Raw genomic sequence first — 25,687 nt, forward strand, 5'->3', positions numbered from 1 at the left:
AATTATGACTGGAGCAGTTGATGTGCTTTCACAATCGCTGTAGCTACATCGACCATCCGTTTGCGTTCATCCATCGCTTTTTTGCGTAACAGATCATAGGCTTCCGATTCGGAGATCTGCTTTAAATCACACAAGATCGCCTTCGCCATATCAATCCATTTCCGATCTTCCAATCTGGACTGCAGTTGCTTTCGCTCTTGCTCCCATTGCTTGCGTTCCATATAACGCCGCGCAGCAAAGTGCAGCGTCCAATGAATCTCCGGCCCAGCCATAGACGGTGTAAGAATGCCATCAAACGAGGTATCAACCTCGCAGTCTTCTACAGAGGAAGATGCTGTATCCGGAGCACACCACCAGAGCAGCGGAGCATTCGACTTCTCCTCACCCAGCCGCTTTACCCAATAAGCCACGTCCGCAAGAGACAAATGCAGGATGGAGGCATCGACTTCACGAGCAAGCTTCATCACCTCATCCTCACTGTCCGAGACCTTAACATGATAGCCAACTGCTCCCAGCAGCTTCTCCGGTGTTAGAGGGATTGCTTCGGACGAGCCGGCCTGAATGGGATGTACACGGATGACCAATATGGATCGCATGATGGATCAATCCCTCCTTATATTGATATACAGTACCCACGCTCACTTTTAATACATTACCACATGAAAGCGCTATAATGTCATGTTACCTAACAAAAATCAAGGAATAAACATCTATATTTCAAAATTCCAGGTGCTCTGAAGTATTCGTAAGTAGCATCATGAGATGCATTCTGATCCTCGGTCTGATCCTAATGAATTAAAATGGAACAAATAATGGGTTAATCATGAGTACTATGGCACATTTCCTACATTATATGGCGTTTACGAAGTGATACATGGATTTATTTTCTTATTTTTTGTAATTTAAAGCATATTTTACGTAGCCGATTCAGCTTTTCTTTAAACTCATGTAAACATAATTAACTTCAAATTTCAAATACTTTTTTATGTTAACTATATTGACATGAACAAATCATTCTTTTATAGTTAACCCATAAGAACTCCATAACTGAAGGATCACTCACAGTTACAACGACGTAGCTGGTTGAAACGGCAATGAAGCCTGTTTTGCAAATTCGGAGATAAGGGATGCGTATGTATATGCGCAGTCCTCCGAGGCATGACAGGCTTTTTCGATTTTTAGGAACAGACGAAGGTAGCGTAGTAAACAGAATACAGAAATGGATCTGAGGGGGCTAACCACAATGAGTACAACGAAAAAACTGGTGCTGGTCGGCAATGGTATGGCGGGAATTCGTACAATTGAGCATATTCTGAAACTCGCACCACATGCATATGACATTACCGTCTTTGGCGCAGAGCCGCATCCAAACTACAACCGAATCATGCTATCTTCCGTTCTCGCAGGCGGAACATCCATTGAAGATATCGTGATTAATGATTGGAGCTGGTACGAAGATAACGGTGTCCATGTCTATCCGGGTGACCCTGTCGTGCAGATCGATACGGTACGCAAGGAAGTTGTATCTCAGAATGGGGTCCACGCATCCTATGACGAGCTGATTATGGCGACAGGTTCACAGGCTTTCATCCTGCCTCTTCCAGGCGCGAATAAAGAAGGGGTCATCGGCTTCCGTGACATTAAAGACTGTGAAACGATGATGCAAGCATCCCAAAAGTACCGCAAGGCGGCTGTCATCGGCGGTGGACTACTCGGTCTGGAAGCTGCCCGCGGACTATTGAATCTGGGTATGGACGTAACCGTCATTCATATTAACGGACACTTGATGGATCGAAATCTGGATCTGCCTGCTGGATTAATGCTTCAGCGAGAGCTTGAGGAGCAGGGAATGAAGTTCCTTTTGAACAAACATACGGAAGAGATTACAGGCAAAGGCCGGGTTAAAGCACTTCGCTTCACCGATCAAACGGTGCTTGAGGCAGACCTCGTTGTGATGGCGGTCGGTATTCGCCCGCAGATCGAACTGGCTCGAAACAGCGGTCTGGACGTTAATCGCGGGGTCATCGTGGATGACTATATGCATACCAATATCCCTGGAATCTCTGCTGTAGGAGAATGTGCGGAGCATCGCGGTATTGCCTATGGACTCGTAGCTCCGTTATATGAACAAGGTATGGTTCTTGCCAAACGGCTCGCTGGTGCAGCAACCGAAGGATACGCAGGGTCGGTCACTTCAACCAAGCTGAAGGTTTCGGGAGTCGACGTATTCTCTGCCGGACAATTCAAGGACTCGCCAGACACACGCAGCATTCGCATTCAGGATGATGTAGACGGTGTTTACAAAAAAATGGTGATCAAGGACGGCAAGCTCGTCGGTGCAGTGTTATTTGGTGATACGACCGATGGCGCATCCCTCTTTTCCTTAATTAAAAGCGGTGAGGACATCAGCGGTCGTGAAAAAGAAATTTTGCTCGGCGTGCCTTCTGGCGGTTCCGGTTCCGGCCCGTCTGTAGCCGAGCGCATGGCTGCCATGCCAGATGATGAGATCATCTGTGGCTGTAACGGTGTAACGAAAGCTGCCATCGGTGATGCTGTTCTCAATAAAGGATGTAACACTGTCGGTGCTATCAAATCCTGCACGAAAGCTTCCGCTTCCTGTGGAGGATGTAAACCAATCGTGGAATCACTGCTCACGTATTATGCAGGGGACAATGTTGGCGAGCAGACTAAAGAAGGCATCTGCGGCTGTACTTCCTATGACCGGGATGAAATTGTGGCTCAAATCAAGGAAATGGGCCTGAAAACCGTCAAAGAAGTCATGAACGTGCTGGGCTGGGATGAGCCAGAAGGCTGCTCCAAATGTCGCCCTTCCCTCAACTACTACCTCGGTATGATCTGGCCGACAGAGTATGAGGATGAGCGAGTATCCAAATTCACGAATGAGCGGTACCACGCCAATATTCAGAAGGACGGTACGTATTCCGTTATTCCACGAATTTACGGTGGCGTAACGTCCCCGGCAGAACTGATCAAGATCGCAACAGTTGCAGAGAAATACGACGTACCTATGGTCAAATTTACGGGTGGACAACGACTCGATCTACTTGGAGTACAGAAGGAAAACCTGCCGAAGATATGGGAAGAACTCGACATGCCTTCCGGCTTTGGTTACGGCAAAGCTTTACGGACAGTAAAAACATGTGTAGGTAATACGTTCTGCCGCTTCGGTACACAGGATTCCATAGAAATGGGCATTCGTCTGGAGAAGAAACTCGACAAGATGGTCGCTCCAGCAAAAGTAAAATTGGCGGTCTCCGGATGCCCGCGGAACTGTGCCGAAGCAACGATTAAAGATCTGGGCGTTGTAGCCATCGATGGCGCATGGGAGCTTCATGTTGGAGGCAACGGCGGTGTGAAGGTTCGCGCAGCCGAGCTGTTATGTACGGTGAAAACAGATGCTGAAGTCGAAGAGTGGACTTATGCTTACCTGCAATACTATAGAGAGAACGCAAGATGGAATGAGAGAACAGCGGCCTGGATTGAACGGGTAGGTCTGGATCACGTGAAGGAGGCTCTAGCAGATCGAGACGTACGTCTCGCACTGGTTGAACGTCTGGAAGTGACACTGGGTCACACGGTAGATCCTTGGAAAGAGATTATTGAAGATGAGAAATTGCGTAAAAACTTCACCCCACTGTCCGGTGCAGAACCGGTAGCTCACTAGAAGAGGAGGATCAGCGATGAGTAGATTTCGCATTGGGCATCTGGCCGATATTGATGAAAAAGGGGCTCGTACCTTTCTGGTCGAGGATACCGAAATTGCCGTTTTCAAACTGAGCGACGGCAGCCTGCATGCCGTAGAAAACCGCTGCCCTCACAAGGGCGGCAAGCTATCGGAGGGCATGGTCTGCGGCACAGCCGTTCACTGTCCATTACATGACTGGAAGATTGATCTGCGAAGCGGCAAGGTCCATGAACCGGACGATGGTTGCTTGAACACGTACCAAACAGAAGTGGACGGAGATAGCGGGGATATCTATATTACGATTGCAGGTTAACCAATTGATTAGTGTTACAAGACAATGCTGACAGAAGGAGGGGTGCACGATGGATTTTGTTAAACCTGCAGAAGTATTGCAAGCCATGGTTGACGTTGGTGAACATAAAGCCAAAATGAATCGGGTACAGATGTTGATCCGCGGTTTTCTGGCTGGGGCCATCCTTGCCTTTGCCACTACGCTGGCGTATACTGCCGTGTCTCAAACTTCGCTTGGTTTGGCGGGTGCACTTATCTTCCCGGCAGGATTCGCAATCATTATTCTGCTCGGTCTTGAACTGGTGACAGGAAACTTCGCCTTGATTCCGCTCGCAGTGATGAAGCGCAGAGTCAAACTTATCGATATGCTTCGTAATTACTTTTGGGTAATTATCGGTCACCTGATCGGATGTGCATTTTACGCACTATTATACGGCCTGACGATAACCAAGATGGGTACAGATATGAGTAACCCACTCGTTCAAACACTGATTCAAACCAGCGAAACGAAAACACTGGGATATCAGCATCTGGGCGGGGCAGGCATCGTGCTTGTCATCATAAAGGCCATTCTATGTAACTGGATGGTTGCGCTCGGAGCCGTGATGGCGATGACCTCTACATCTACACTGGGGAAAATCGTGGCGATGTGGCTGCCCATTACGATCTTTTTTGCCCAAGGCTTTGAACACGCCGTTGTGAATATGTTTGTGATCCCGGCCGGCATGATGCTTGGCGCTCATGTCACGATTACAGACTGGTTGCTGTGGAATCAGATTCCGGTGCTGGCAGGTAATTTTTTGGGCGGCGCTGTATTTACAGGTCTTGGTCTGTATTTTGCGCATCACTGGGGAAGCTCGCTTAAGCTATCATCTCCGCTAGCGACCATTCAAGGTGGCAGATCAGGGCTAACAGCTCCCAATACAACTTCGAAATGGGGGACACGGTCATGAGCAGAGGGTTGGTAAGTATCATCGGTGCTGGTCCTGGTGATCCCGAACTGATTACAGTCAAAGCCCTGAAACGGATTCAGTCTGCTGATGTTATTATGTACGATCGACTTGTCACGGATGAATTACTTGCTGAGGCGCGGGATGGTGCTCTCCGTATTTACTGTGGCAAAGCTCCCGGGCTTCACTCTATGAGCCAGGAGATGATCGGACGTATGCTGGCTTCTCATGCAGCAGAAGGCAAACACGTTGTCAGGCTTAAAGGTGGTGACCCGTTCATCTTCGGCCGTGGAGGTGAAGAAGCGCTGGTGCTGGCGGATTCTGGTATCCCGTATGAGATTATCCCAGGCATCACTTCGGCTGTGGGTACTTCCGCTTCTTCGCTCATTCCACTAACCCATCGCGGGGTCGCTTCTTCTTTTGCCTGCGTAACGGGAACCGGCAGCGACGGAAGTGTATCCTCTGTTCGCTGGGACCTGCTTGCGCATAGCGTAGATACGCTTGTGATTTACATGGGGATAAGCCAGTTATCACAGATACAGCAAGAGTTGCTTCGTCATGGCAAAGCCGGGCATACACCAGCCGCACTAATTGAACGAGGAACAACAAGTGAAGAACGAATTGTCACAGGCACACTTGCCGAACTGCAGACATTAGCTAATATGCATCACATCTGTAATCCAGCTTTAATTATGGTTGGAGAGTCCGTACTCATCCGCGAACAATTGCTCCAGATGCAGCATGCTGCATCTGCTTCAATGACGGGTTAACCTTCAGTTGTACGCAGATCCCGCAGCGGAACGCATTCACATAGTATAATAAGCATGTATTTGCATGTATTTAGTCCGAAAACATACGCTCATTCATCATCCGACCCTTCTGCCCTGGTTCAATCAGCAGACGGGTCGGTTTGATGTTAATAAGAGCTGTCAGCTGTTCTCCCATATAATGGGCGGAATATTTGAACCCCACCTCTGCCCAATGCATAATAACCCCCACGGTTGCGGATACGAGATAACTTAACATAATGTCATAATTGATCACTTGCTCACTGTCTTCAGTTACCAAAATGAAGTCCTGAGTAAGGTAATCCCGGAACACATTGTTGATCCTGAGCGCCATATCCCCATGCATTGTCATGAGCGCCTTGAATTGATCCTGGTGATTTTCAATATATTCAAACACAGGCATAGTCGACGGTAACAGTCCGGTCATATCTACTTCTGTAAGGTTAGCATACGGTGAGGCGTAAGCCTGTCCTAATCCTTGCAGGAAGTCTTCCAGAAGAAATTGCAGTAGCTCCGGTTTGCCGGGAAAATGCAAATAAAAGGTCCCCCGATTATAATCGGCTCGTTCCGTAATATCCCGGATGGTCAGGGCGTCAGCCCCCTTTTCCAATATTAAAGATACCGCCGCAGCGATGATCGCATCCTGCGTTCTTCGTGCTCTCCGATCCTGAGGGTGTTCAATAATCAACACTTCCGCCTCCTTTGTCCATTATTGTAACCTAAATGAACAACGCTTACATCTGTGTTCAGTAGCTGACATTTGCGCTGTCAATGATTATTGTCACATATTTATGTATATCTTAACATTAAGACAGGAACTAAAGACGACAGGTTTTCACCCACTGAATTTATTATTTAATTCCTATGGAGATTACCTGCCCATTATATATTATAAGGAGACGATTCAATCATGAGTACATCCTACACACAAACCGCTGTCATTACAGGAGCTGCCGGAGGAATTGGTAAAGAGCTTGCACGTCGCTTGGCTGAACGTAAAATCAATCTGGTCTTGGTTGATTTGAACGAAGAAGCGATTGCCAAAACGATTGCAGAATTGAATCTCGATCAAGAGCATACCATTGCGGTCAAAGCCAATGTATCCGATGAAGCAGATGTTAAAAATTACGTACAAAAAGCAATGGATGCATTTGGACGTATCGATTATTTTGCGAATAATGCCGGTATTGAAGGGCCAACGGGTCTAATTGAAGACCTGAGCGTTGAAGCACTTGATACAGTATACAACGTAAATATTCGCGGGGTATTCCTTGGTCTGCAAAACGTCATTCCTGTGATGAAAAAACAAAAATCCGGTGCGATTCTGAATACCTCTTCCCTTGCTGGTCTGATGGGCGCTCCGGCGGTATCTCCATATATTATGTCCAAACATGCCGTTGTTGGTCTCACACGTACCGCTGCTAACGAGCTGGCACCTTTCAACATTCGCGTTAACGCCGTATTGCCAGGTACAATCAACACGCGTATGATGCGTCAGATCGAAGCTAACTCAGGCAACGTGGAAGATTACCAATCCGCTACAGTATCTGCCATTCCAATGGGCCGTTACGGTGAACCGGAAGAAGTCGCAGCCGTGATGAACTTCCTGTTGTCCGAAGATGCATCTTACGTTACCGCATCCCTCTACACTGTAGACGGCGGTATGATGGGTCAGTAATAGTGCATAAAACTAAAGACCTCGACACCACCATGAAGGGCACTTCCCTTGTGTGATGTTGAGGTCTTTTTTCTCTTATGCACTAACGTATATCCATCAGGGCTACCTTTGCTATTGTGCTACTCCACTAAACTAACGATCAACATGAACACTATTTCGGTATAAACACCTGAATAGTGTCGCTGGTGATCGTTAGAATTTTTAATCCACGTATCCCGCGTGACCTTTGTCCATCAAATAATCCATTTCCGCATCCAAAATACTTTCGACAGTCAGCTCGTCAAGCTTCACATCTTTGCGGCTTAGAATGTAGTCAGACAGATCGTCGCCGTCAATATCGACGTCTTTACCTTTAGCATTCTCATGTGCCTTGTTGATGTAAGCTTGCTCATGCTTCAATACAAGTTCGATATTTGCTTGGCTAGCCTTTGTTTTGTCAGCGATATATTGCATCATTTCCTGCTCATTAATTGCGTTGTTGTCTGCCACGTATGTTCATCTCCTTGGTTATACATCTTGCTGTCATTGTAGCATAGGTTATCCCATTACGGGCAGAACTTATGCCCAGCCTTTTGCGGCACCTTTATGATAAGGTACTCAATTTCGCCATTCGCTACTTTAGCATCGACCCTACGACAACCGCACATAAAATGTAGCCCCCTCACCCACCACACTTTTGGCGTAAATCTCTCCCTTATGTTGCTCTACAATAGATTTGGCAATCGCCAGACCGAGGCCATGTCCGCCGTGTTTACGCGCTCTTGATACGTCCGTGCGATAGAAGCGGTCGAAGATCCGTTCCAGATGCTCTGGCGCGATCCCCTCACCCGTATTGGAGATGGTCAGCATCACATCATGGTTTTGCTTCTGAAGTATAATGTTCACAGCCCCTGTTGGCCCGGAATATTTCACGGCGTTATCGAGCAAGATCAGAACCACCTGTTTGATCTGCTCCGGGTTTCCATGAACCATCAGATCAGGATCAATGCTGTAATCAAGGGAGATATTTTTTTCAAAAATCACAGCTTCCATCGGTAAAATAATACTTTCCACTGCTTCACTCATATTAAACCTGGTATGGATCAGGGTGGAACGTGAGTCCTCCATCTGAGTCAGATACAACAGATCATTCGTTAGTCCAGACATCCGCTCGGTTTCTGATTTGATATAGTGAAGCCATTTGGCCTGACTCTCAATGGTCTCATCCTGATTCGCCAGCAAGACATCCGTGTTCGTATTAATGATTGCCAGAGGTGTTTTCAATTCATGGGAGGCATCGGCAATAAACTGTTTCTGTTTCTCAAACGCTTCACGCACAGGCGCAATGGAACGGTTGGCAAAATAACGGCTTAGGAAGTAGATGACGATCAACATAATCAGTCCAACCACTGTAAAAGTGTAAATCAGATTGGTCAGGATACCCTGCTGCGCAGTCACATCCATGAATACGATCATGTGCCCGTCCCCGCTTGGATCAACCACATAGGCCCAGTCCGTGCCATCCAGTGCAAATTGTCCAGTCCACCGACTACTGTCACCTTGACCGGTTTTCTCCTGATCTACTTTTTGCAGAGCCTGTGTGTAAAACGAGTCCTCCATATCAAACCGCGAATGGGTATCGGTAATCTTCCACTGCTTATCGGTCTGGATCATAAAAGAAACCGATCGGGCAGGAGGTGCGCCGAGATCTCCACCCGGTCCTCGATACCCACCAAAGTTTCCACCGTTCATGCCGTTACTGTTGTTGCCCCCGCCCCTACTCGGAGAAGAGGGTACAGTTGCCGATCCGGAATTCGTTCCCGTTCCTGTCCCTACTCCTGCTCCCCCACTCTGCCCTTCACCTCGTGACTGCTGAGCACCCAAACCAAACGGGTTATGGTAGAAATCAGATACCTTATACAGCTCCATATTCGTCTCGCGTTGCACATTCTGGTACGTAATCGTGTAAATCGTTACAAAAGCCACCAGCATCATAATCGAGATCGATACCAGATTGACAATCAGGAACCGATTACGGAGTTTCTTGAACATTAGCTCATCACCTCAAGTACATACCCCACGCCCCGAATCGTATTAATGCGGACAGCCGAATTCAGGAAGGTTAGTTTTTTGCGTAAAAAAGAGATGTAGACCTCCACGTTGTTGTACTCGACATCTGAGTCGAATCCCCATAACTTCTCAATGATCTGCTCTTTGGAGGTGATCGCCTGTTTGCGGGTAATCAGCAGCTCCAGCAGCTCGTTCTCCTTTAGATTTAATTTGATCTCTTTGCCCTGTGCACTCAGCTTCAACTGAGTGGTATTCAGTTCGATATCACCAAACTTCACCCCATCCTCGGGGATCACTTCTCCTTTACGTCTTAAGGCCGCCCGAATCCGGGCAAGCAATTCTTCCGTGGCAAAAGGCTTTGCAATATAGTCATCGGCACCGTAATCGAGGCCGGATACTTTGTCCGACAGTTCTCCTTTGGCTGTGAGTAAAATAACCGGAGTATGGTTTCCTTCACCGCGGAGCGTTTTAAGCACCGTTATGCCGTCCATCTCCGGCATCATAATGTCCAGCAGTAACAGGTCGTAGATGCCGCTCTGCGCATAATCCAGTCCTGACCTGCCGTCGTGGACCATGTCCACGGAGTAGTTATTTTTTTTCAAAATCTGAGATACGGCCTCTGCCAAATGAACCTCATCTTCCGCAATTAAAATTCTCATCCTCTATTCATCCTCTGCTCACGATGGTTTGTATGTTCTCATTCTATCAATTAAACCTTGAATCAACCTTAATAATTGGAACACCCTCACGATATAGATGAAGGAAAAGAAATGTTAACGCAATGTAAAACGATTTAAGATTCATTCAAGGTTGCTTCGCTAAGATACAGACATGACAGCAACACACAACAAACCAAACATAATTAAAACATACACCAACTTATCCATACCCGAAAGGACTGAACCGTCGTGGCGATTGAAGTATTCAACCGATATGAGAGCAAGTACCTGCTGACCGATGAGCAATACCAACACTTTTACAACGATCTGCTCCACTACATGGAACTGGATGCCTACAACAAAAAACATGAGTTTTACTCCATCAGTAATCTGTACTTCGATACACCGCAGGATTCACTGATTCGAGCGAGTTTGTCCAAACCGAAATACAAGGAAAAGCTGCGTTTGCGAGCTTATGGTGTACCTGAAGAGAATGCGAAAGTATATCTGGAGATCAAAAAGAAAGTGTTCGGCCTCGTCAACAAACGCAGAACTGCGCTGAAGCTGGATGAAGCTTACGATTTTGTCCGCTCGGGACAAGCGCCAGAGCTGGCCGACTACATGAACCCGCAGGTGCTGGAAGAGATCAAATATTTTCTCAGGCTCTATGACCTTGAGCCCAAAGTGTATCTGGCCTATGAACGTAAGGCACTGTTCGATAAGAACAGCCGCGATCTTCGCATTACCTTTGACACCAACATCCGCAGCCGCAGATATGATCTGAAGCTGGAACAGGGAGACTACGGTGAACCGCTCGTGAAAGACGGGCGCTGGCTGATGGAAGTCAAAGCCGAGAAAACCGTTCCGATGTGGCTGTCCCAATTACTTTCGGAGCACAGGTTGTACCGGACCGGATTTTCCAAATACGGCAATGAATACAGACATCTGGTGAGAACCACCAATCTGAATTATCAGAACGAACGAGAACTTATCCCGGGTACTGATTTTAATCCTAACGATGCGGCCCCGGTTACTTCACAAGAGAAATTAATTAGAGAAAGAGAGCGTGTACTCTATGCTTGATGCCCTTTTCAGTTCCGCCCTAGACGATTCAACCTTGAGTTTCAGCAGTGCTGTCATCACGATTGGACTTGCCATTCTCCTGGGGCTTATCATCAGCCTTACCTATATGAAAACCAATCAGGCCACTTATTCACAGAGTTTTACGCTGACTATGGTTGTGCTTCCCGTGATCGTTGCCATCATCATTCTGCTGATCGGTAGCAATATCGCCCGGGCCTTCAGCTTGGCAGGAGCCTTCTCCATCATTCGTTTCCGCAGTGCTCCTGGTGATCCGAAAGACATTGCTTACGTTTTGTTCACGATGGCATCCGGTCTAGCTTGTGGTGTAGGGGCTTTTGGTTACGCTGTTCTGTTCACCGTTATCCTGTGCGTGCTGATGTTTGTACTGAACCGATTTAACTTTGGCGGGAAAAAGAGTCAACAGAAGACGCTCAAGGTTACCATTCCCGAGAATTTGAGTTATGAAGAAGCTCTGAACGAAGTATTCCATACCTTTAATATCCCATTTGATCTGAAAAAAATCAGAACGACCGAACTCGGTAGCCTGTACGAACTGGTCTATAACGTCACGATTCACGAGAGCGTGAATCAGAAGCAATTCCTCGATGCCATCCGTACACGGAACGGCAATCTGGATATCTCGTTAACGATGAGTCCAACGACAGAATATTAAAATTTGGAAGAATAGTTCGCTCGCTTGTTCGATTACCCACCATTATGATTTGGAGAGGAACGATATATATGAAGAAAAATACTCAGAAACGTAAAAACATCATTACAGGCAGCAAACTGTGGTCCATCGCCATGATTACCAGCTTGCTCGCGGCATGCAGTACTCCGGCAACGACAAGCAACACAGCCAATGCAGCCGTCTCCACAACAGGAACAACCAAAATCGTATCCGTCAGCGAGTCTACGTCCGTGAAGTATGCCGATCTGGTCTCCCTGGATGCCGATGATACGAATGTCAGCTGGACTGAAGCGGATTCAACCATGATCAAGCTGAACAGTACGTCAGCAACAATTACAGGTTCGGGTGCAAAGGCAGCGAGCGGTTCAGTTACCATCTCGGAAGCAGGCACTTATGTGCTGAGCGGTGAGCTAACCGACGGCCAGATCGTGGTCAATGTTGCCGATAAAGGTGTGGTACATCTCGTGTTGAACGGCGCAACTATTCATGACAATGACAGTGCAGGAATCTACATTCAAAAGGCAGGCAAAGCGGTGATTACGCTTGAAAAAGGAACCCAAAACGCCGTTTCCGATGGTAAAACATACGTATATGCAGACAGCAGCACCGATGAGCCGGATGCGGCCATCTTTAGCAAAGCCGATCTTACGTTTAACGGTGCAGGTCAGTTGACCGTCACAGGCAACTATAATGAAGGAATTACAAGCAAAGATGATCTGAAAATCATCAGCGGCTCCATTAACGTCAAGGCAGCCGACGACGGCATTAAAGGCAAAGATATGGTTGCCATTCAGTCGGGTACCATTACTGTTGATGCAACAGGTGACGGAATTAAATCAACCAATGATACGGATGCCAGCAAAGGGTTTGTCGCGATTGCAGACGGTACCTTTAACATTCAGAGCGGCAACGACGGCATTCAGGCGGAAACCGCACTTGTCACCGATGGCGGTACGTATAACATCGTGACGGCTGGCGGCAGTACAAATGCACCTGCCAAGGTCGAAGAAGGCCCCGGCGGTGGCGGCTTTGGCGGAGGCCGCGGTAGCTTCGGTGGTGATGGTGCAATGAATGGCGGCACACCTCCAACCGATATGGGCACCCCACCGGATGGTGAACCACCTGCCGATATGCCAGCGATGCCAAATGGCAATGCAAACAGCGGTACAACAACGAACTCCACGAAGGCGGCAAATACCGGTGCGGCTAGCACTACAGCAACATCATCTGAATCCAACGCTGATGCAGACAATGCAACGACGACAACAGAGGAAGAATCTATAAGCGCCAAAGCACTTAAAGCAGGAACTGATCTCACGGTGAATGGTGGAACATACACCATTGATTCTATGGATGATGCCTTGCACAGCAATAGCAATGTGACAGTAAACGATGGGACTTTCAACATTCAGTCTGGAGATGATGGCATTCACGCCGATCAGGCGCTGACGATTAACGGCGGAACAATCAAAATTACGAAAAGTTATGAAGGGCTCGAAGGGGCAATTATCACCCTGAATGATGGGGATGTAGACGTAACGGCGTCAGATGATGGGGTGAATGCCGCTGGTGGTGAGGCAACAACGAGCAGCACAACAGCAACTACAACGGGAAAAGCTACAAATAACAGCAGTTCTGCTATCGACACAAACAAATCAGCAGATACAGACACTGCTAACTCCACTGGAACGACGGGTACCACATCCACGTCAGATCAGTCGGCACAAGGTTCGGACGCAAGCCAGCAAACCCGTGGCCCTGGCGGTATGGCAGGCGAATCATCAGGCAATAACGAGCTTCACATCAACGGCGGAACCCTTACCGTAAATGCTGGTGGTGATGGTCTGGATTCCAATGGCTCCATCACAATGACGGGCGGAACGGTTATCGTGAATGGCCCAACGAATAACGGTAATGGGGCACTGGATTATGACGGCACATTTGTAATCAGTGGCGGATATCTGGTGGCTGCGGGAAGCTCTGGCATGGCGCAAGGCACTTCCGATGATTCAACGCAAAATGCAATCGTGATGACATTCCCTGAGACACAAAAAGCTGGAACACTGGTTCATGTTCAGGACAGCAAAGGAAATAATATTCTGACGTTTGCACCAGCCAAAGACTACCAAAACGTAGTCGTTAGCTCACCAGACCTGAAAAAAGATGGCTCTTACGTCATTTACTCTGGCGGAACATCGACAGACAAAGCGGTAGATGGACTTTATACCGATGGTACGTATAGCGGCGGAACCCAAATCGTTGCCTTCCAATCCACAAGTAATGTGACTTGGGTGAATGAATCAGGCGTAACAACAGCGCGCTCCGGCATGGGTGGTTTTGGCGGTGGCAATGGACAAGGCGGATTCGGCGGTGGAAGAAATCGTTCACAATCCGGTACATCTACAAATACAACGGGTACGACAAGCACAACTGGAACTACGGATTCGGCAAAGTAACTGATGATGTACTTGTGAGCCGAAAGGGCAAGCCTGCCCTGACCTACACAAATTTAAAAAGTCCGGCTCTGATTTCACAATCAAGGTGAAATCAGAGCCGGACTTTGCTTGTTTTTCACATGGGGAAGATAGGTCATCCAACAGGAACCTGTAAGCCTAACGCGAATATGGATATATATTCTAAAGGTTTTCTAACGATCTCCACAAAGCTTATTTCCAAGAAACATGCCAGAAAACGGCCAAAATATAGCTTTTCTACCGAAATAGCGTCGCTGGGGATCGTTAGATTTTAAGAATGGTTAAATCCAGCCAAATAACGTCTCTGGTGATCGTTAGAAGTTAGCTGAGACGAAATCAAGGATAAGGAGGGAACCATTTTACAGCTATAGAGAATTCCAACCTGCCCTACTCTCAAAAAGCATACACATACACCTTGGTTCGCAACGCATCGCGGCAGGTGATGGTGCGTAACGGTTCTTTGCCTGGCAATGCAAAACAGATGCTAATTACCTTCGCCCCCGGCGGCAGCTCGCGTTGGAACTTGTCCACGAGCCGAGTCATCGCACCCGGAAACAGATAACAGATCACACCATCGGCATGAGCATAGGAACATGTATAGATGTTGCCGCGGATGAAGCGCAGACGTCCCTTGAACGAATGCTGTTGTCCTCTAGCGCGGTGGAGCCATATACTTAGCCATGTCAGCCATTGAGAAGTCCACAGTGGGATAAGTGAGTTTTCAATGCCCGTCAGTCTTTTGCCAGGACAATGCTTCACCACATCCATGCCAAGTGTTCCCCATCCCGAACCCGCCTCCATAATATCTGCATAACCCGTTATTCGATTGACCTCCTGTATCACTACCTGCCTGACCGGGCGGGATGTCGGCATGGGCGAGATTCCATTTTTCCAACTTACGATTACGATCCATACAACGGCAATCAAAGTTAACACGGCAATCAGCCATGGAATTAATTGAATAATCATCATGAACTCATCATAACAAAGGGAAGCTTCGGCGGTCTATGACCGCGCAGAAGCTTCCCTCTCCTATGTCTATATTCTTTTAAAAGACCTGATCATCATTACTTAATATTACTTGGTAATTCTGTCTAGAGGAAGTGATGTGACTATTCGCCAGTTTCCCCGACATGAGATTTCATGTATACCCCTTTTTTGTAAACGGATTTAATCGTAAAATGAATGCCCAGCTTGCGATTCGTGCGGTAGATGAGCGAGTTAATCTCGTCGATACCCACCGGATCACTCTCCAACATACTTCGTTCCGGCCACACCTGAGCAATAATTTGCTCCCTCGTTACAAAATGATCCAGCTCACTATACAGCAGCTTGAACAATTGGTATTCCTTCTTGGACAGCGGAATTTCATCTTCGTTTACCTGCACCGTCTGCAGATGATCCTGTAAACGCACACCCTCGCCGAGCAAGTCTGATATACGATATTCTCTCGTCTCCCCGAGATCACCTTCCACCCGAAGGTGAATCAAACCGTTGACCAGTGTCAGGCTGTCGCCTTCGCCAAACGGATATTTCTCATATGGGACGAGGCGTTGCCCATTAAGTTCGGTTCCATTTTTGCTATCCAGATCCTCGATCCAGAGCTGTTCTTTCGTGTCATAATGAATGCGGCAATGCCGCTTCGATATCATCTGATTATAGATGGACAAGTCCAGTTCACTGACACCTGTGTAACGCCCCACCGTAATCGAGCGGCCCTGGCTCACATAGGCGAATGAACCATCGCTCTCCTGTCCCGGCGTACGAATGACGATTTTTGCCGTCTCCCGCATGTTATTCCCCACCTTTAATGTCACTCGATCTCTATCTTTTCATTCGAGTACTGATAAATTCATCAGATTTGTTCCATTGTTTGCATGTCTGCCATTTCATATAGTGATATACAGGAACACCATAGACTTAAACAGGCTTAAACATTCTTTACTCATTCTATAACTATACCAGACGTTGTGCATTTTTTCTCATAACGCCCTGACGGACGCTTTAGCTTATTCAACAAGAGAGGTATTTCCCATGAAGAAAAAAACCATTTTGATATACGTGCTGCTTGCCTTCGCTTTATCGATCACCCTAACCGTGCTGTCACGCGTGAGTGACGATGGCGGTGTATCACCAGAGGGGACATCGGCCTCCGAAATCTCATGGCTTCGAATGAACAATCAACCTTAAATGTGGCAGCTACTCTATTATAAACGCGACTCCTGTACAAAACGTTTCACGAATGTCATCTATACGAAACATTTGTAGCACGTCCTTCGTTCCACAATATAAGGGGAGGAATTACAGTGAAAAGAAATACCATTCACGCAATCACATGCGCTCTTTTTGCTGCTTTGATCCTTAGCAGTTGTCAAAGCTCTGATCTGCCCAATCCAGCGGAATTAAATAAAACTCCACGAGAGCTGGGGTCTTTCTATCCAGATAACATCACTGAAGTAGATTCAATTGAAATCATGAGTGGCAGTGACGGTTCTACAAAAAGAACGACCAATCCCAAGTTGATCCATGACTGGATTGAAAAGATTCGACATGTAAAAATTGTCGAGCATCCAGACGCAGAAGACACAACAGGTGTGTTATTTCATATGACCATGTTCAAACAGGACACCGTCGTATTTTATATGACACCTACCAATATAAATCATCAGCCAATCGAGCCACAGGGCGAAGTGGCAGACCTCATGACTGAGCTATACGAAGATATCCCATAGCATTTTTTGCACTAAAAAGGACTCTGAAATCACTTTAATTCCAGAGTCCTTTGACGACGTTATAAGCCTACATCAATGTTGTTCATTATCTGTTTCTTCGGATGTACCTGAGGTACTTTTCTCAGATTCATTGGATCGCGTTGATTGATTTGTTGGATTTATTGTATCCGCTGTAGTGGATATGTTCTGAACTTCACCCTCAACCTTCGCCTGAATCTCCTCCATCCGGCTGGACACCTTCTGATACAGATACGAGATACCCAGTAGCAGCAGACCAAAGCTGAAATACGCGATGATTTTGCTGCCTGCCGTCAACAGACTGACATCGTAGAACACCATCTTGCCAGTTGCGAACAACGTCAGGCCCAGACCGAGACGCCGGATCATGACATATTTTCTACGGAACCCGTACGCAATATAGAGAATAGCCAGCACAAGGTAGATCAAGCTGAACATCAGTCCTATGTCACCCCACTGGAACTGAATGGTCAGGAACACGGTGATGACGCCGAGCAAGTAGATGCCCGCAATAACGGGATACCACTCGACACTTTTGAACTGACCACGGATACCCGCGATGAGTAAGTCTCGCCCCGCGAAGAATACACCCACGTTGAAAATAATCAGGACAACCAGTCCGACAATTTCGGCTGCCGTATGCTGTTCTACACCTGCCTGCAATGCCGGCATCGTCAAGGTAACAGCCAGTGCAATACAGCACCCAACGCCATGCAGGAAGAGTGTGTATCCCCGTAGGAACGGATCACGAAGCAACTTCACTTTGCCCAGTCCATACGCCAAAGCAATAGTCAACGCCGCAAACATAAGCAACTTGTAGAACATATATAAGAAGAACGTTTCATCCATAGCTCTGACATACAGTTCATTCGATTCATAGAGCACGTATAACCATACATTTACAAGGGTCACGTACCTGAAACCTTCCAGGAAACCACGCTCCCACGGGGCATAGCTGAGGCTCCTTCCCCTTCCTTCGGTGGCGTTTCCGCGTACTGCCCAAGCATAATAAAGCGTAATGAGCAGAGTTCCCAGCGTAAGACTGGAGTATTTTAACATAAAATACGACTGTTCCCCCACAAAGAATAATGATAACAAATCATACTGCACAAAGAATGTAATACATAGAAGCACGATGCCCCAGCCCGCACGCTCGACTGCCTTAAATTTTCTGAAATGTCCAAACGTAACCAGTAACACGCCTTCAATCAGCCAGCCCATCGACAGCCATTTCGAACCAAACTGGAACGGAACAAACAGAATGGTAAAGGTGAGCGACGTAAGATAGAACAGTAAAATGGTCTGCTTCTCCTGCGCCATATGCCGCTGAACAAACCTCGCAAGTCCGAGATAGACGAGTGCAAAAATAACAGCAAGCAAGCCCTGCGCACCATTCCAGCCCGCCGCATCAAGCAATACATATAAAACAAGACAACTCAAGCTCGTATTCATTGCTAACAAGGCAAAATCCAACCAAGTCAGCTTCACCCGATGTTTAAACGGATACGCAAGCGTAATACCCAGATACAGGGCAAAAGTCACCACAGAATACAGCATCCCCACCTGTTCACTCGGCGACAGCCACAACAGAATCAGCATGGACGGCGTGTGGAACAGGAAGCTGATGTAGTGCACTACCGGCCAACGCTGCCCAAAGGAAATAAACACAATGATGCCGTTCAGCAGCAACAGATAGATCATTGCGGTATAGACCGCTGTGCCTTCCAGCCCAAACGTGAACAGGTAAGAGAAGAATGGCAAATATCCACCCACAAGACCAAAGGAACAGATCGTCTTGGACTGATACCTTAAAGACAACAAGACGGACACAGCTGACACCAGCACAGATAAACCCAAACCTGTGTACAGCCCGATAATATGCAGCAGGAAATAACTGTAGAATATCGAACCAAATAACACAGATATGCCTCCGCCAAGCAGTCCCATGGCAAATGTTTTTTGTTTCCGGCGGAACAGCCACTCCCCACCTGCTAGCATCAGTGCGCCAAGCAGGAAAAAGCCCGCACCCTTCATCTCATCGCTAAACCACGTTGAATAGGAGTATCGAAAGGCTGCGCCGACTCCCAGAATCAGGAGCAGTATCGCTACCTTGTTAATCCAGCTCAGCCCGATCCGCATCTCCATCCGATTTTGCTTGATTCGGCGTTGGATCGTTTCCTCGCTCAGCTCCTCCTCTGCCATCTGCTCATAACCATGCTGCATCTGGCCGCGAACTGCCTCAGCTCTCTCCCACACAGCCTGCTTGTGCGATTCGATCCGTGATTTCACCTCGTTTGCCAGGTAGGCAATCCGTTCCTTCATTTCAGCCGCATCCTCTTGCAGATGCTGGGAAGCCTGATTGAAGATAGTATTCAGATTAGCTTTGGTTCGATGCTCCAATTCGCTGATATGGTCGTTATGTACTGCCGTTTTGCCTTGAAAATAGGTCTCCATCTTCTCCCGCGATACCCGGATCAGATTCAGCTTCTCGTCCAGCATCTGCTCGGACAATGCCATGCGAAGACGCGCATTCTCTTCTTCCATCTGGCGTGCACGACGTTCCAGTTGTTGCAGTTTAAGTTGCTGCGTTTCCGTCTGCTCCAGCAACTGTTCGTTGCGAACCGTAAGGTCATCGGACTGATACTCCTGTAGTAAGGCTTGATAGTCCTTAGCGAGTTGCCTCTGCTGCTCCTGAACCTGCCTAAGCCGCTCCTTAAATTCCTTCATGGACTTCCTCCATTGGTTGTCATAAGATGTTTTCCTATATTTTACTATAGATAGATCAAAAAAGGGTTTACAGAACAGATACTTTGCTGATACCTTACCAACACTTTGCCGGGTGCCCCAACTCATCCCGCTTCTCCTGACCACTTGAACGAATAGAGCACAAAAAAGCCTGGAAGCATAAAGTTGCCCAAGGCTTCTTTTATGCTTCCAGACTATTTGCTTGTTTTATATCCATTTACCCACACTACTACCACGTACATGTTCATACTTATAACTAAACCCTTTAATTCCCCGTCTGCGTTGTTGAATCTTGTGTTGACGACTCCGTGCCCTCTTTCTTGTCATCCGATTCCGGCTCAATCAATTGCGTTGTATTCGGGTCAAGCCAGCTCGTAATCATACCTCGCACATAGGTTAGATCTTCATCAGACAGATCATAATACCACGTGCCGCTACGCATTTTCCCATCGCCTTTCAGCATGTAATTGCTGATGGTTGGAATGCTGTCCTTCATATATAGAGACTCGGCAAAATTCACAATAAAGTCCGATTTCATATTTGTTGTAAAATTCGATCCGGCAATCTTGATGATGTCTGGAATTTTGGTCAGATTTTTGACCTCCATCGCACGATTCATGAACGCACTTAGGAAAATCCGGTGACGCATCGTACGGTTGAAATCGGAATCCTCTCGATAACGCACATATCCCAGCGCCTCTTCGCCGTTATAGATCGGTTTGTTAGCTTGCACGAACAGCTTCTCATGCGCTTTACTTTTATTCTCAATATCTTTCTTAATCGGCAGCTCCACGCCGCCCACCGCATCGACAATGTCTTTCAAACCGTGAAAGTTAATCGCCGCATAGAAATCCACTTTGTTCTCCAGCAGCTTCTCCACCGTATCCATCGCCATTTTAGCTTCGCCGTGGGCATAAGCCGAGTTAATCTTGGACTTCACATCACGACCCACAATTTCAGTGTAGGAGTCACGCGGAATAGACAACAATAACACTTTATTATCCTCTGGACGCACGACAGAATAGATGATCGTGTCCGAACGGCTTGGCTCATTATCCCGCTGGTCAATGCCCAACAGCAACAATGAAAAAGGATCGGTATGTTGAACAACAGGCGCATCCTTATCCCCTGCGGCTTTATACGAATCATCCAAAGCTTCCTTCACCGTACCTGAGGCGAACAGGTTAAATGCCAGCACAACGAGTTGTTTCTGATAGATGAATCCGATGCCTCCGAGCACAATCAATAAACTCAGTATGATGATAAGGGGCTTCTTCCATTTTTTCTTCGGTTTCTTCGGCTTCCGTCTAGTTAAATGTGCAGCACTGTTTTCCATCATATCTCCTTTAGTTGCGGTTTCTTCATTCATTTAACTATATTAATAACACGTTTTCAATAGATTACGATATAATCGGCTATACAAATACTGGACACCAAAGGAGCGATGAGAGATGGAATATCGACGTTTAGGCAACAGCGGTCTGCGCGTATCGGCACTGGGACTGGGCACAAATGCATTTGGCAAAAGAGCAGATCAGGCCGCCTCGACCCGCATTCTTCATGCAGCGCTGGACCGTGGCATCAACTTTATTGACACCGCCAACATCTATGCTGGCACCGAATCGGAACGAATCATTGGACAGGCACTGGCCGGTCGGCGGGAAAACGCTGTGCTTGCAACCAAAGCCGGTTTGCCCCGGCATGATGGTCCCCATGGGCGCGGTTCCTCGCGCTACCATCTACAGCAAGAGCTGGAACATAGCCTGCGGCGTCTGCAGACGGATTATGTTGATCTGTACCAGATCCATACCTTTGACCCGCATACCCCGCTGGATGAAACCCTGCGCACGCTCGACGACATGATTACGTCCGGCAAAGTGCGCTACATCGGCGCCTCCAATTACGCCGCCTGGGAGCTAATGAAAGCCCTCGGCATTAGCGAGATGCGTGGATATGCGCGGTATATCTCCACGCAAACCAGTTACTCGCTCGCCGATCGAACACCTGAGAACGAACTCGTTCCGCTGTGTCTCGATCAAAGTGTAGGCATTATCCCGTATTTCCCTCTGGCTGGAGGTATCCTGACGGGAAAATACAATGGACAAGCCAGTATTCCGTCTGGCTCCAGAGCAGATACCGACCCGTCGTTCAACCGCTTCTTGCTGGAGCATAATATTCGGCTAAGCGAGCAGGTAAGTGCCAAGGCAGAGGCCGCCGGTTGCTCTCCAAGTACACTATCCCTCGCATGGCTATTAACTCGCCCGGCCGTATCCACCGTAATTGTAGGAGCCACGCAGACGGAGCAGCTAGAGCATAATCTGGCTAGCCTTGACCTAAAGCTTTCAGATCAATTGCTGACTGAACTGGATCAGCTGAGCGAGGATTTCCGTTATGGCCAGCCATTCGCATCCTACAGACTGGATTAGATTTTAATGACAAATAAACCTTCCAACCTTACATGGTTAGGGAGGTTTATCCATTTTTCGTCATTTTTCGCGCAAAATATATCATGAATTCACTCATGTAAACGAAAGCCGCTGATGAATCAAAATGTAATCCGTATTAATGTTCTGCTCTATTCCGAATAAACTCCTGCATGATTTCCATATAACCCTCTTTACGATCCGCGAGAAGTTCGAAGAAGTTTTTATCCGATTCCTCCACGAGATTCATGCCTTCAATCGCCAGCCTTGTGCCTTCAGGCGTTGTCGTAATGATATTAGCCCGTGTGTCCGTCTGATGACGCTCACGCTTAACGTAACCTCTTTTTTCGAGGGCTCGTAACACTTGGGAGGTAACATTAACGTCTACATTGGCAAAATGAGCAATCTGTACCTGGGTAACTCCCTTGCCTTCCAAGTCACGCTCATTAAGCCATAAACAAGTATGCAGTAAAATAAATTGGGGCTGTGTCAGATCAAGGGGTTCTAATACCCTGCGCACTTCCTTCTGCCACATCGTTGTTACCTGCCATAACAGGTATCCGGGACTATCTTGCGGATTCGTGTATCGTGAGCTTTTCATTGTTCTACCTCCGTGATGTACGATCTTGTGCAACAGAGATGTATGTATATATCATACATGGTATAACGAATCTGTTATAATAACGCTTCGAAATACACTTCCGTTGCATCTCTATTCATTCATCTATGAAATAATATAACGATTTATCGTGTAGGAATAAACTGTTTTATCCATTGACCAAATCCCTGCGGATTTCGACTCTGAATCAAGATGGTGCCCTCTCCTCGAAAACGGCAAACCAACCCTTCCCCACTCGTCACACTGGACAACCAGCCTTGGGATGCTTTTTCGATGCGATAATCAACGTAATGAGGCCAAGCCACCAAGTGAGCATTATCGACAATAATCTCTTCGCCAGCAGCCAATTGTATAGGATGTATCGCACCATATGAGGACAGAAACACAGTGCCTCGTCCACTGATTTCAATTATAAAGAAGCCTTCTCCGGAAAAAAGACCTTTTTTCAGATTCTGCATTTTGGTATTCACCTGAATGCCTTCTGTTCCTGCCAGAAATCCGTCTTTCTGTACATAGAGAGAGTACGAGCCATCCAGTTCTACAGCCTCCACACTGCCCAGAGTTGATGGAGATAACAAAATCTCCGCGCTTCCCCCGGCGGCCGTCAATTCCTGAAAGAAAAATTTCTCTCCACTCAGCATACGGCCAAATCCGGCGAGCACACCGCCTTCTGCTGATCCTTTGAGTTCAACGGTAGGCGACATGGACACCATGGCTCCACTTTCAGCCTTGAAACGCTCTCCACGCTGTAAATCTACCTTAAGCATAGCAAATGCGCCGTCGTATAGAATTTCGTATTTCACGGTTTCATCAGCTCCCTGTCATTGTCGGTAGTAAAGTCATTGAGTCCATTATCCTCCAGCACGGCTGCTTTGTCGCCATATTCCTTGATGATATGCTGGTCACCCCAATTACATAGTGCGGTCAGAATGGGCTCTAAACTCCGGCCGTATTCACTCAATTCATACTCTACCTTGGGTGGCACCTGATTGTACACGATTCTTTTTACAATGCCGTCATTCTCCAGCTCCCGCAGTTGCTGCGTTAACATCTTTTGGGTGATTGCGGGCATGATACGCTTCAGATCACTGGTTCGTTTCTTTCCATGTGTCAGGTGACAGAGAATAACACATTTCCATTTGCCGCCAATAACCTCCAGCGTTGCTTCAACAGATATATTATATTTTTTGCGCTCCATCGTTGTCTTCCTCCCTGATGCATCTATGATTTGCTTCCGTTCATGCTAATGTGCAGGCACCAAAAAGTACGTAGGGTACTAAAAAGTACGTACTGTTCATGTCATACCGAATAATTCATAATAGCATTTGCCGGTAAGCAAATCTACATTCTAGGAGTTGAACAGGACATGCATCATGAGACAAAACACAGCACTTGGGCGCTACTGGCATTAGCAATCAGCGCTTTCGCAATCGGTACGACGGAGTTTATCAGTGTAGGACTCTTGCCACTGATCGCAAATGATCTTCATATTAGTGTATCTTCAGCAGGGCTAACCGTTACCATATATGCTCTGGGTGTGATGTTCGGTGCACCGATTCTAACATCACTTACATCGGCTATATCACGCAAAACGTTGCTGCTCGCGATCATGTTGGTTTTTATTGCCGGTAACACCCTGGCATCATTATCCACCGGGATTACTGTACTTCTTATCGCACGGGTGATATCCGCTCTCGCACATGGCTTGTTCATGTCGATTGGCTCCACCATAGCAGCTGATCTGGTACCAGAAGGCCGCAGAGCAAGTGCTATTGCCACGATGTTCTCGGGACTGACCATTGCAACGGTAACCGGTGTGCCTATTGGTACATTCGTAGGCCAAAATCTTGGCTGGCGGGCAGCCTTTATTCTGATTGTAGCTGTTGGCATCCTTGCCCTGATCGCTAACCTCTTGCTTGTGCCCTCAACGTTACAACGTGGTACACGTACACCCTTTCGGGATCAGGTGAGACTCGTAACACGCGGTCGTCTGATGCTTGCTTTTATCATCACGGCTGTAGGCTATGGAGGCACATTTGTCGTGTTCACATACTTGTCTCCGCTATTGCATGACATCAGCGGTTATTCGGATCAAACGATCGCTATCATTCTGCTGTTGTACGGTGTGGCCATTGCCATTGGTAATATGATTGGCGGTAAAGCAGCCAACCGCAAGCCATTGAAGTCACTTCTTGTCATGTTCATTGTGCAAACGATCATCCTTGGCATCCTGTATTTCACCGTTCCATTCAAATGGGCTGCACTGGTGACCATTATGGGCATGGGCTTGCTTGCTTTCATGAATGTACCTGGCCTTCAAGTCGTTGTGGTTACACTCGCAGAAAAGTTTGCACCGCAAGCCAAAGATGTCGCGTCAGCTTTTAATATTGCTGCGTTTAACGGGGGAATTGCTATAGGTGCCTATCTGGGCGGAGTCGTGAATGACTCCATCGGTTTGATCCATACCACATGGGTCGGTGCATTAATGGTGCTTATTGCGGCAATCCTGACGATATGGGCGCAACATCTTGAACAGCAAGTTACGACAAACTCAGACAGGTTGGAACCAAACCCTGTTAAGGTTTGATCTGGAAGAAAAGCACCTTTCTCGTTATAGATCAGAGACCGCTCGAATCCGTATCCGGCCTCATATTATATATCGACAGACTATATACGTTACTATATAGGTTGGACGTTATTTGATCTAGTATGATTTAATTTTGTATCATGAATTGTTGGCAATATCACTTTAAATAGAAATATAAACAGATTTCAAGGAGG

Annotated in this window: 24 protein-coding genes; 12 read left to right on the forward strand and 12 right to left on the reverse strand. The window is 47.2% G+C overall.

The annotated features are described in order from the left end of the window. Positions 1 to 2: 2 nt before the first annotated feature. Positions 3 to 596, reverse strand: a complete 594-nt coding sequence (locus tag H7T88_RS20120) for an ANTAR domain-containing response regulator (RefSeq protein WP_221790012.1) — start codon at positions 594 to 596, stop codon at positions 3 to 5. A 647-nt stretch (positions 597 to 1,243) separates the two neighbouring features. Between H7T88_RS20120 and nirB the strand changes: the two genes are divergently transcribed. Genes nirB through cobA form a run of 4 tightly spaced genes read left to right on the forward strand, consistent with a single transcriptional unit; the run spans position 1,244 to position 5,717 of the window. Continuing rightward, the gene (nirB, locus tag H7T88_RS20125) at positions 1,244 to 3,685 is read left to right on the forward strand and encodes a nitrite reductase large subunit NirB (RefSeq protein ID WP_221790013.1); all 2,442 of its coding nucleotides are present in this window, start codon (positions 1,244 to 1,246) and stop codon (positions 3,683 to 3,685) included. A gap of 16 nt (positions 3,686 to 3,701) precedes the next feature. Then, positions 3,702 to 4,019 carry a nitrite reductase small subunit NirD gene (gene nirD, locus H7T88_RS20130; protein WP_154959575.1) on the forward strand — a complete coding sequence of 106 codons (318 nt, stop codon included), beginning with the start codon at positions 3,702 to 3,704 and terminating at the stop codon, positions 4,017 to 4,019. 49 nt (positions 4,020 to 4,068) lie between these two features. Continuing rightward, positions 4,069 to 4,950 (forward strand): formate/nitrite transporter family protein, encoded by an 882-nt coding sequence (locus H7T88_RS20135; protein ID WP_221790014.1) that lies wholly within the window; start codon positions 4,069 to 4,071, stop codon positions 4,948 to 4,950. Further along, positions 4,947 to 5,717, forward strand: coding sequence for a uroporphyrinogen-III C-methyltransferase (gene cobA, locus H7T88_RS20140; RefSeq protein WP_221790016.1), 771 nt, complete (start codon positions 4,947 to 4,949; stop codon positions 5,715 to 5,717). Before H7T88_RS20135 ends, cobA begins: the two co-directional genes overlap by 4 nt. 70 nt (positions 5,718 to 5,787) lie before the next feature. Here the strand turns inward: cobA and H7T88_RS20145 are convergent, their stop codons facing one another. After that, entirely contained in the window at positions 5,788 to 6,423 is a 636-nt protein-coding gene (locus H7T88_RS20145; RefSeq protein WP_167375745.1) for a TetR/AcrR family transcriptional regulator, read from the reverse strand. A 222-nt stretch (positions 6,424 to 6,645) separates the two neighbouring features. Here H7T88_RS20145 and H7T88_RS20150 point away from each other — a divergent pair, with 222 nt between their 5' ends. Beyond that, positions 6,646 to 7,413, forward strand: a complete 768-nt coding sequence (locus H7T88_RS20150) for an SDR family NAD(P)-dependent oxidoreductase (RefSeq protein WP_154889991.1) — start codon at positions 6,646 to 6,648, stop codon at positions 7,411 to 7,413. A 201-nt stretch (positions 7,414 to 7,614) separates the two neighbouring features. On the opposite strand, the gene H7T88_RS20155 is transcribed toward H7T88_RS20150, so the two are convergent. From H7T88_RS20155 to H7T88_RS20165, 3 genes are all read right to left on the reverse strand, one after another. Then, on the reverse strand, positions 7,615 to 7,869 hold the full coding sequence (locus tag H7T88_RS20155; protein WP_221790057.1) for a hypothetical protein: 255 nt from the start codon (positions 7,867 to 7,869) through the stop codon (positions 7,615 to 7,617). A gap of 174 nt (positions 7,870 to 8,043) precedes the next feature. Then, the gene (locus H7T88_RS20160) at positions 8,044 to 9,444 is read right to left on the reverse strand and encodes a sensor histidine kinase (RefSeq protein ID WP_221790018.1); all 1,401 of its coding nucleotides are present in this window, start codon (positions 9,442 to 9,444) and stop codon (positions 8,044 to 8,046) included. Then, positions 9,444 to 10,121 (reverse strand): response regulator transcription factor, encoded by a 678-nt coding sequence (locus H7T88_RS20165; RefSeq protein WP_221790020.1) that lies wholly within the window; start codon positions 10,119 to 10,121, stop codon positions 9,444 to 9,446. Before H7T88_RS20165 ends, H7T88_RS20160 begins: the two co-directional genes overlap by 1 nt. A gap of 249 nt (positions 10,122 to 10,370) precedes the next feature. On the opposite strand from H7T88_RS20165, the gene H7T88_RS20170 reads away from it, so the two are divergent. The 3 genes from H7T88_RS20170 (at position 10,371) to H7T88_RS20180 (ending at position 14,351) form a co-directional block, all read left to right on the forward strand. Beyond that, complete coding sequence (locus H7T88_RS20170; RefSeq protein ID WP_154889985.1) at positions 10,371 to 11,204, forward strand: polyphosphate polymerase domain-containing protein; 834 nt, start codon at positions 10,371 to 10,373, stop codon at positions 11,202 to 11,204. Beyond that, positions 11,197 to 11,877, forward strand: a complete 681-nt coding sequence (locus H7T88_RS20175) for a DUF4956 domain-containing protein (RefSeq protein WP_090921491.1) — start codon at positions 11,197 to 11,199, stop codon at positions 11,875 to 11,877. The genes H7T88_RS20170 and H7T88_RS20175 overlap by 8 nt, the downstream gene beginning before the upstream one ends. Positions 11,878 to 11,945: 68 nt before the next feature. Then, positions 11,946 to 14,351, forward strand: a complete 2,406-nt coding sequence (locus H7T88_RS20180) for a carbohydrate-binding domain-containing protein (protein ID WP_221790023.1) — start codon at positions 11,946 to 11,948, stop codon at positions 14,349 to 14,351. Positions 14,352 to 14,762: 411 nt separating this feature from the next. On the opposite strand, the gene H7T88_RS20185 is transcribed toward H7T88_RS20180, so the two are convergent. Both H7T88_RS20185 and H7T88_RS20190 read right to left on the reverse strand, forming a co-directional pair. Continuing rightward, on the reverse strand, positions 14,763 to 15,341 hold the full coding sequence (locus H7T88_RS20185) for a class I SAM-dependent methyltransferase (protein WP_221790025.1): 579 nt from the start codon (positions 15,339 to 15,341) through the stop codon (positions 14,763 to 14,765). Between the two features lie 140 nt (positions 15,342 to 15,481). Then, the gene (locus tag H7T88_RS20190) at positions 15,482 to 16,162 is read right to left on the reverse strand and encodes an FHA domain-containing protein (RefSeq protein ID WP_123063975.1); all 681 of its coding nucleotides are present in this window, start codon (positions 16,160 to 16,162) and stop codon (positions 15,482 to 15,484) included. Positions 16,163 to 16,403: 241 nt separating this feature from the next. On the opposite strand from H7T88_RS20190, the gene H7T88_RS20195 reads away from it, so the two are divergent. Next, a complete protein-coding gene (locus H7T88_RS20195; RefSeq protein ID WP_161556899.1) occupies positions 16,404 to 16,559 on the forward strand; it encodes a hypothetical protein in 156 nt (51 codons plus the stop codon). A 116-nt stretch (positions 16,560 to 16,675) separates the two neighbouring features. Then, entirely contained in the window at positions 16,676 to 17,101 is a 426-nt protein-coding gene (locus H7T88_RS20200) for a hypothetical protein (protein WP_221790027.1), read from the forward strand. Between the two features lie 72 nt (positions 17,102 to 17,173). Here the strand turns inward: H7T88_RS20200 and H7T88_RS20205 are convergent, their stop codons facing one another. Then, the gene (locus H7T88_RS20205) at positions 17,174 to 19,846 is read right to left on the reverse strand and encodes a DUF2339 domain-containing protein (RefSeq protein WP_221790029.1); all 2,673 of its coding nucleotides are present in this window, start codon (positions 19,844 to 19,846) and stop codon (positions 17,174 to 17,176) included. Between the two features lie 283 nt (positions 19,847 to 20,129). Continuing rightward, entirely contained in the window at positions 20,130 to 21,203 is a 1,074-nt protein-coding gene (locus H7T88_RS20210) for an LCP family protein (RefSeq protein WP_312027644.1), read from the reverse strand. A gap of 112 nt (positions 21,204 to 21,315) precedes the next feature. On the opposite strand from H7T88_RS20210, the gene H7T88_RS20215 reads away from it, so the two are divergent. Beyond that, the gene (locus H7T88_RS20215; protein ID WP_221790031.1) at positions 21,316 to 22,290 is read left to right on the forward strand and encodes an aldo/keto reductase; all 975 of its coding nucleotides are present in this window, start codon (positions 21,316 to 21,318) and stop codon (positions 22,288 to 22,290) included. A gap of 136 nt (positions 22,291 to 22,426) precedes the next feature. Here the strand turns inward: H7T88_RS20215 and H7T88_RS20220 are convergent, their stop codons facing one another. From H7T88_RS20220 to H7T88_RS20230, 3 genes are all read right to left on the reverse strand, one after another. Then, positions 22,427 to 22,888 (reverse strand): MarR family winged helix-turn-helix transcriptional regulator, encoded by a 462-nt coding sequence (locus H7T88_RS20220; RefSeq protein WP_154889966.1) that lies wholly within the window; start codon positions 22,886 to 22,888, stop codon positions 22,427 to 22,429. 143 nt (positions 22,889 to 23,031) lie between these two features. After that, entirely contained in the window at positions 23,032 to 23,709 is a 678-nt protein-coding gene (locus H7T88_RS20225; protein ID WP_221790033.1) for a TIGR00266 family protein, read from the reverse strand. Continuing rightward, positions 23,706 to 24,104 carry a winged helix-turn-helix transcriptional regulator gene (locus H7T88_RS20230; protein ID WP_090921468.1) on the reverse strand — a complete coding sequence of 133 codons (399 nt, stop codon included), beginning with the start codon at positions 24,102 to 24,104 and terminating at the stop codon, positions 23,706 to 23,708. Before H7T88_RS20230 ends, H7T88_RS20225 begins: the two co-directional genes overlap by 4 nt. Before the next feature lie 168 nt (positions 24,105 to 24,272). Between H7T88_RS20230 and H7T88_RS20235 the strand changes: the two genes are divergently transcribed. Further along, positions 24,273 to 25,493, forward strand: coding sequence for an MFS transporter (locus H7T88_RS20235; RefSeq protein ID WP_154889964.1), 1,221 nt, complete (start codon positions 24,273 to 24,275; stop codon positions 25,491 to 25,493). Positions 25,494 to 25,687: the final 194 nt, after the last annotated feature.

The organism is Paenibacillus cucumis (ex Kampfer et al. 2016) (assembly GCF_019748695.1).
In the GTDB taxonomy this organism is placed as follows: Bacteria; Bacillota; Bacilli; order Paenibacillales; family Paenibacillaceae; genus Paenibacillus; species Paenibacillus polysaccharolyticus.

What these genes read in the sequence shown, in the direction of transcription:
- H7T88_RS20120 (WP_221790012.1), bottom strand. Translation starts at nt 596, where the DNA reads ATGCGATCCATATTGGTCATCCGTGTACATCCCATTCAGGCCGGCTCG.
- nirB (WP_221790013.1), top strand. Translation starts at nt 1,244, where the DNA reads ATGAGTACAACGAAAAAACTGGTGCTGGTCGGCAATGGTATGGCGGGA.
- nirD (WP_154959575.1), top strand. Translation starts at nt 3,702, where the DNA reads ATGAGTAGATTTCGCATTGGGCATCTGGCCGATATTGATGAAAAAGGG.
- H7T88_RS20135 (WP_221790014.1), top strand. Translation starts at nt 4,069, where the DNA reads ATGGATTTTGTTAAACCTGCAGAAGTATTGCAAGCCATGGTTGACGTT.
- cobA (WP_221790016.1), top strand. Translation starts at nt 4,947, where the DNA reads ATGAGCAGAGGGTTGGTAAGTATCATCGGTGCTGGTCCTGGTGATCCC.
- H7T88_RS20150 (WP_154889991.1), top strand. Translation starts at nt 6,646, where the DNA reads ATGAGTACATCCTACACACAAACCGCTGTCATTACAGGAGCTGCCGGA.
- H7T88_RS20155 (WP_221790057.1), bottom strand. Translation starts at nt 7,869, where the DNA reads ATGATGCAATATATCGCTGACAAAACAAAGGCTAGCCAAGCAAATATC.
- H7T88_RS20160 (WP_221790018.1), bottom strand. Translation starts at nt 9,444, where the DNA reads ATGTTCAAGAAACTCCGTAATCGGTTCCTGATTGTCAATCTGGTATCG.
- H7T88_RS20165 (WP_221790020.1), bottom strand. Translation starts at nt 10,121, where the DNA reads ATGAGAATTTTAATTGCGGAAGATGAGGTTCATTTGGCAGAGGCCGTA.
- H7T88_RS20175 (WP_090921491.1), top strand. Translation starts at nt 11,197, where the DNA reads ATGCTTGATGCCCTTTTCAGTTCCGCCCTAGACGATTCAACCTTGAGT.
- H7T88_RS20180 (WP_221790023.1), top strand. Translation starts at nt 11,946, where the DNA reads ATGAAGAAAAATACTCAGAAACGTAAAAACATCATTACAGGCAGCAAA.
- H7T88_RS20185 (WP_221790025.1), bottom strand. Translation starts at nt 15,341, where the DNA reads ATGATGATTATTCAATTAATTCCATGGCTGATTGCCGTGTTAACTTTG.
- H7T88_RS20190 (WP_123063975.1), bottom strand. Translation starts at nt 16,162, where the DNA reads ATGCGGGAGACGGCAAAAATCGTCATTCGTACGCCGGGACAGGAGAGC.
- H7T88_RS20195 (WP_161556899.1), top strand. Translation starts at nt 16,404, where the DNA reads ATGAAGAAAAAAACCATTTTGATATACGTGCTGCTTGCCTTCGCTTTA.
- H7T88_RS20205 (WP_221790029.1), bottom strand. Translation starts at nt 19,846, where the DNA reads ATGAAGGAATTTAAGGAGCGGCTTAGGCAGGTTCAGGAGCAGCAGAGG.
- H7T88_RS20210 (WP_312027644.1), bottom strand. Translation starts at nt 21,203, where the DNA reads ATGATGGAAAACAGTGCTGCACATTTAACTAGACGGAAGCCGAAGAAA.
- H7T88_RS20215 (WP_221790031.1), top strand. Translation starts at nt 21,316, where the DNA reads ATGGAATATCGACGTTTAGGCAACAGCGGTCTGCGCGTATCGGCACTG.
- H7T88_RS20220 (WP_154889966.1), bottom strand. Translation starts at nt 22,888, where the DNA reads ATGAAAAGCTCACGATACACGAATCCGCAAGATAGTCCCGGATACCTG.
- H7T88_RS20230 (WP_090921468.1), bottom strand. Translation starts at nt 24,104, where the DNA reads ATGGAGCGCAAAAAATATAATATATCTGTTGAAGCAACGCTGGAGGTT.
- H7T88_RS20235 (WP_154889964.1), top strand. Translation starts at nt 24,273, where the DNA reads ATGCATCATGAGACAAAACACAGCACTTGGGCGCTACTGGCATTAGCA.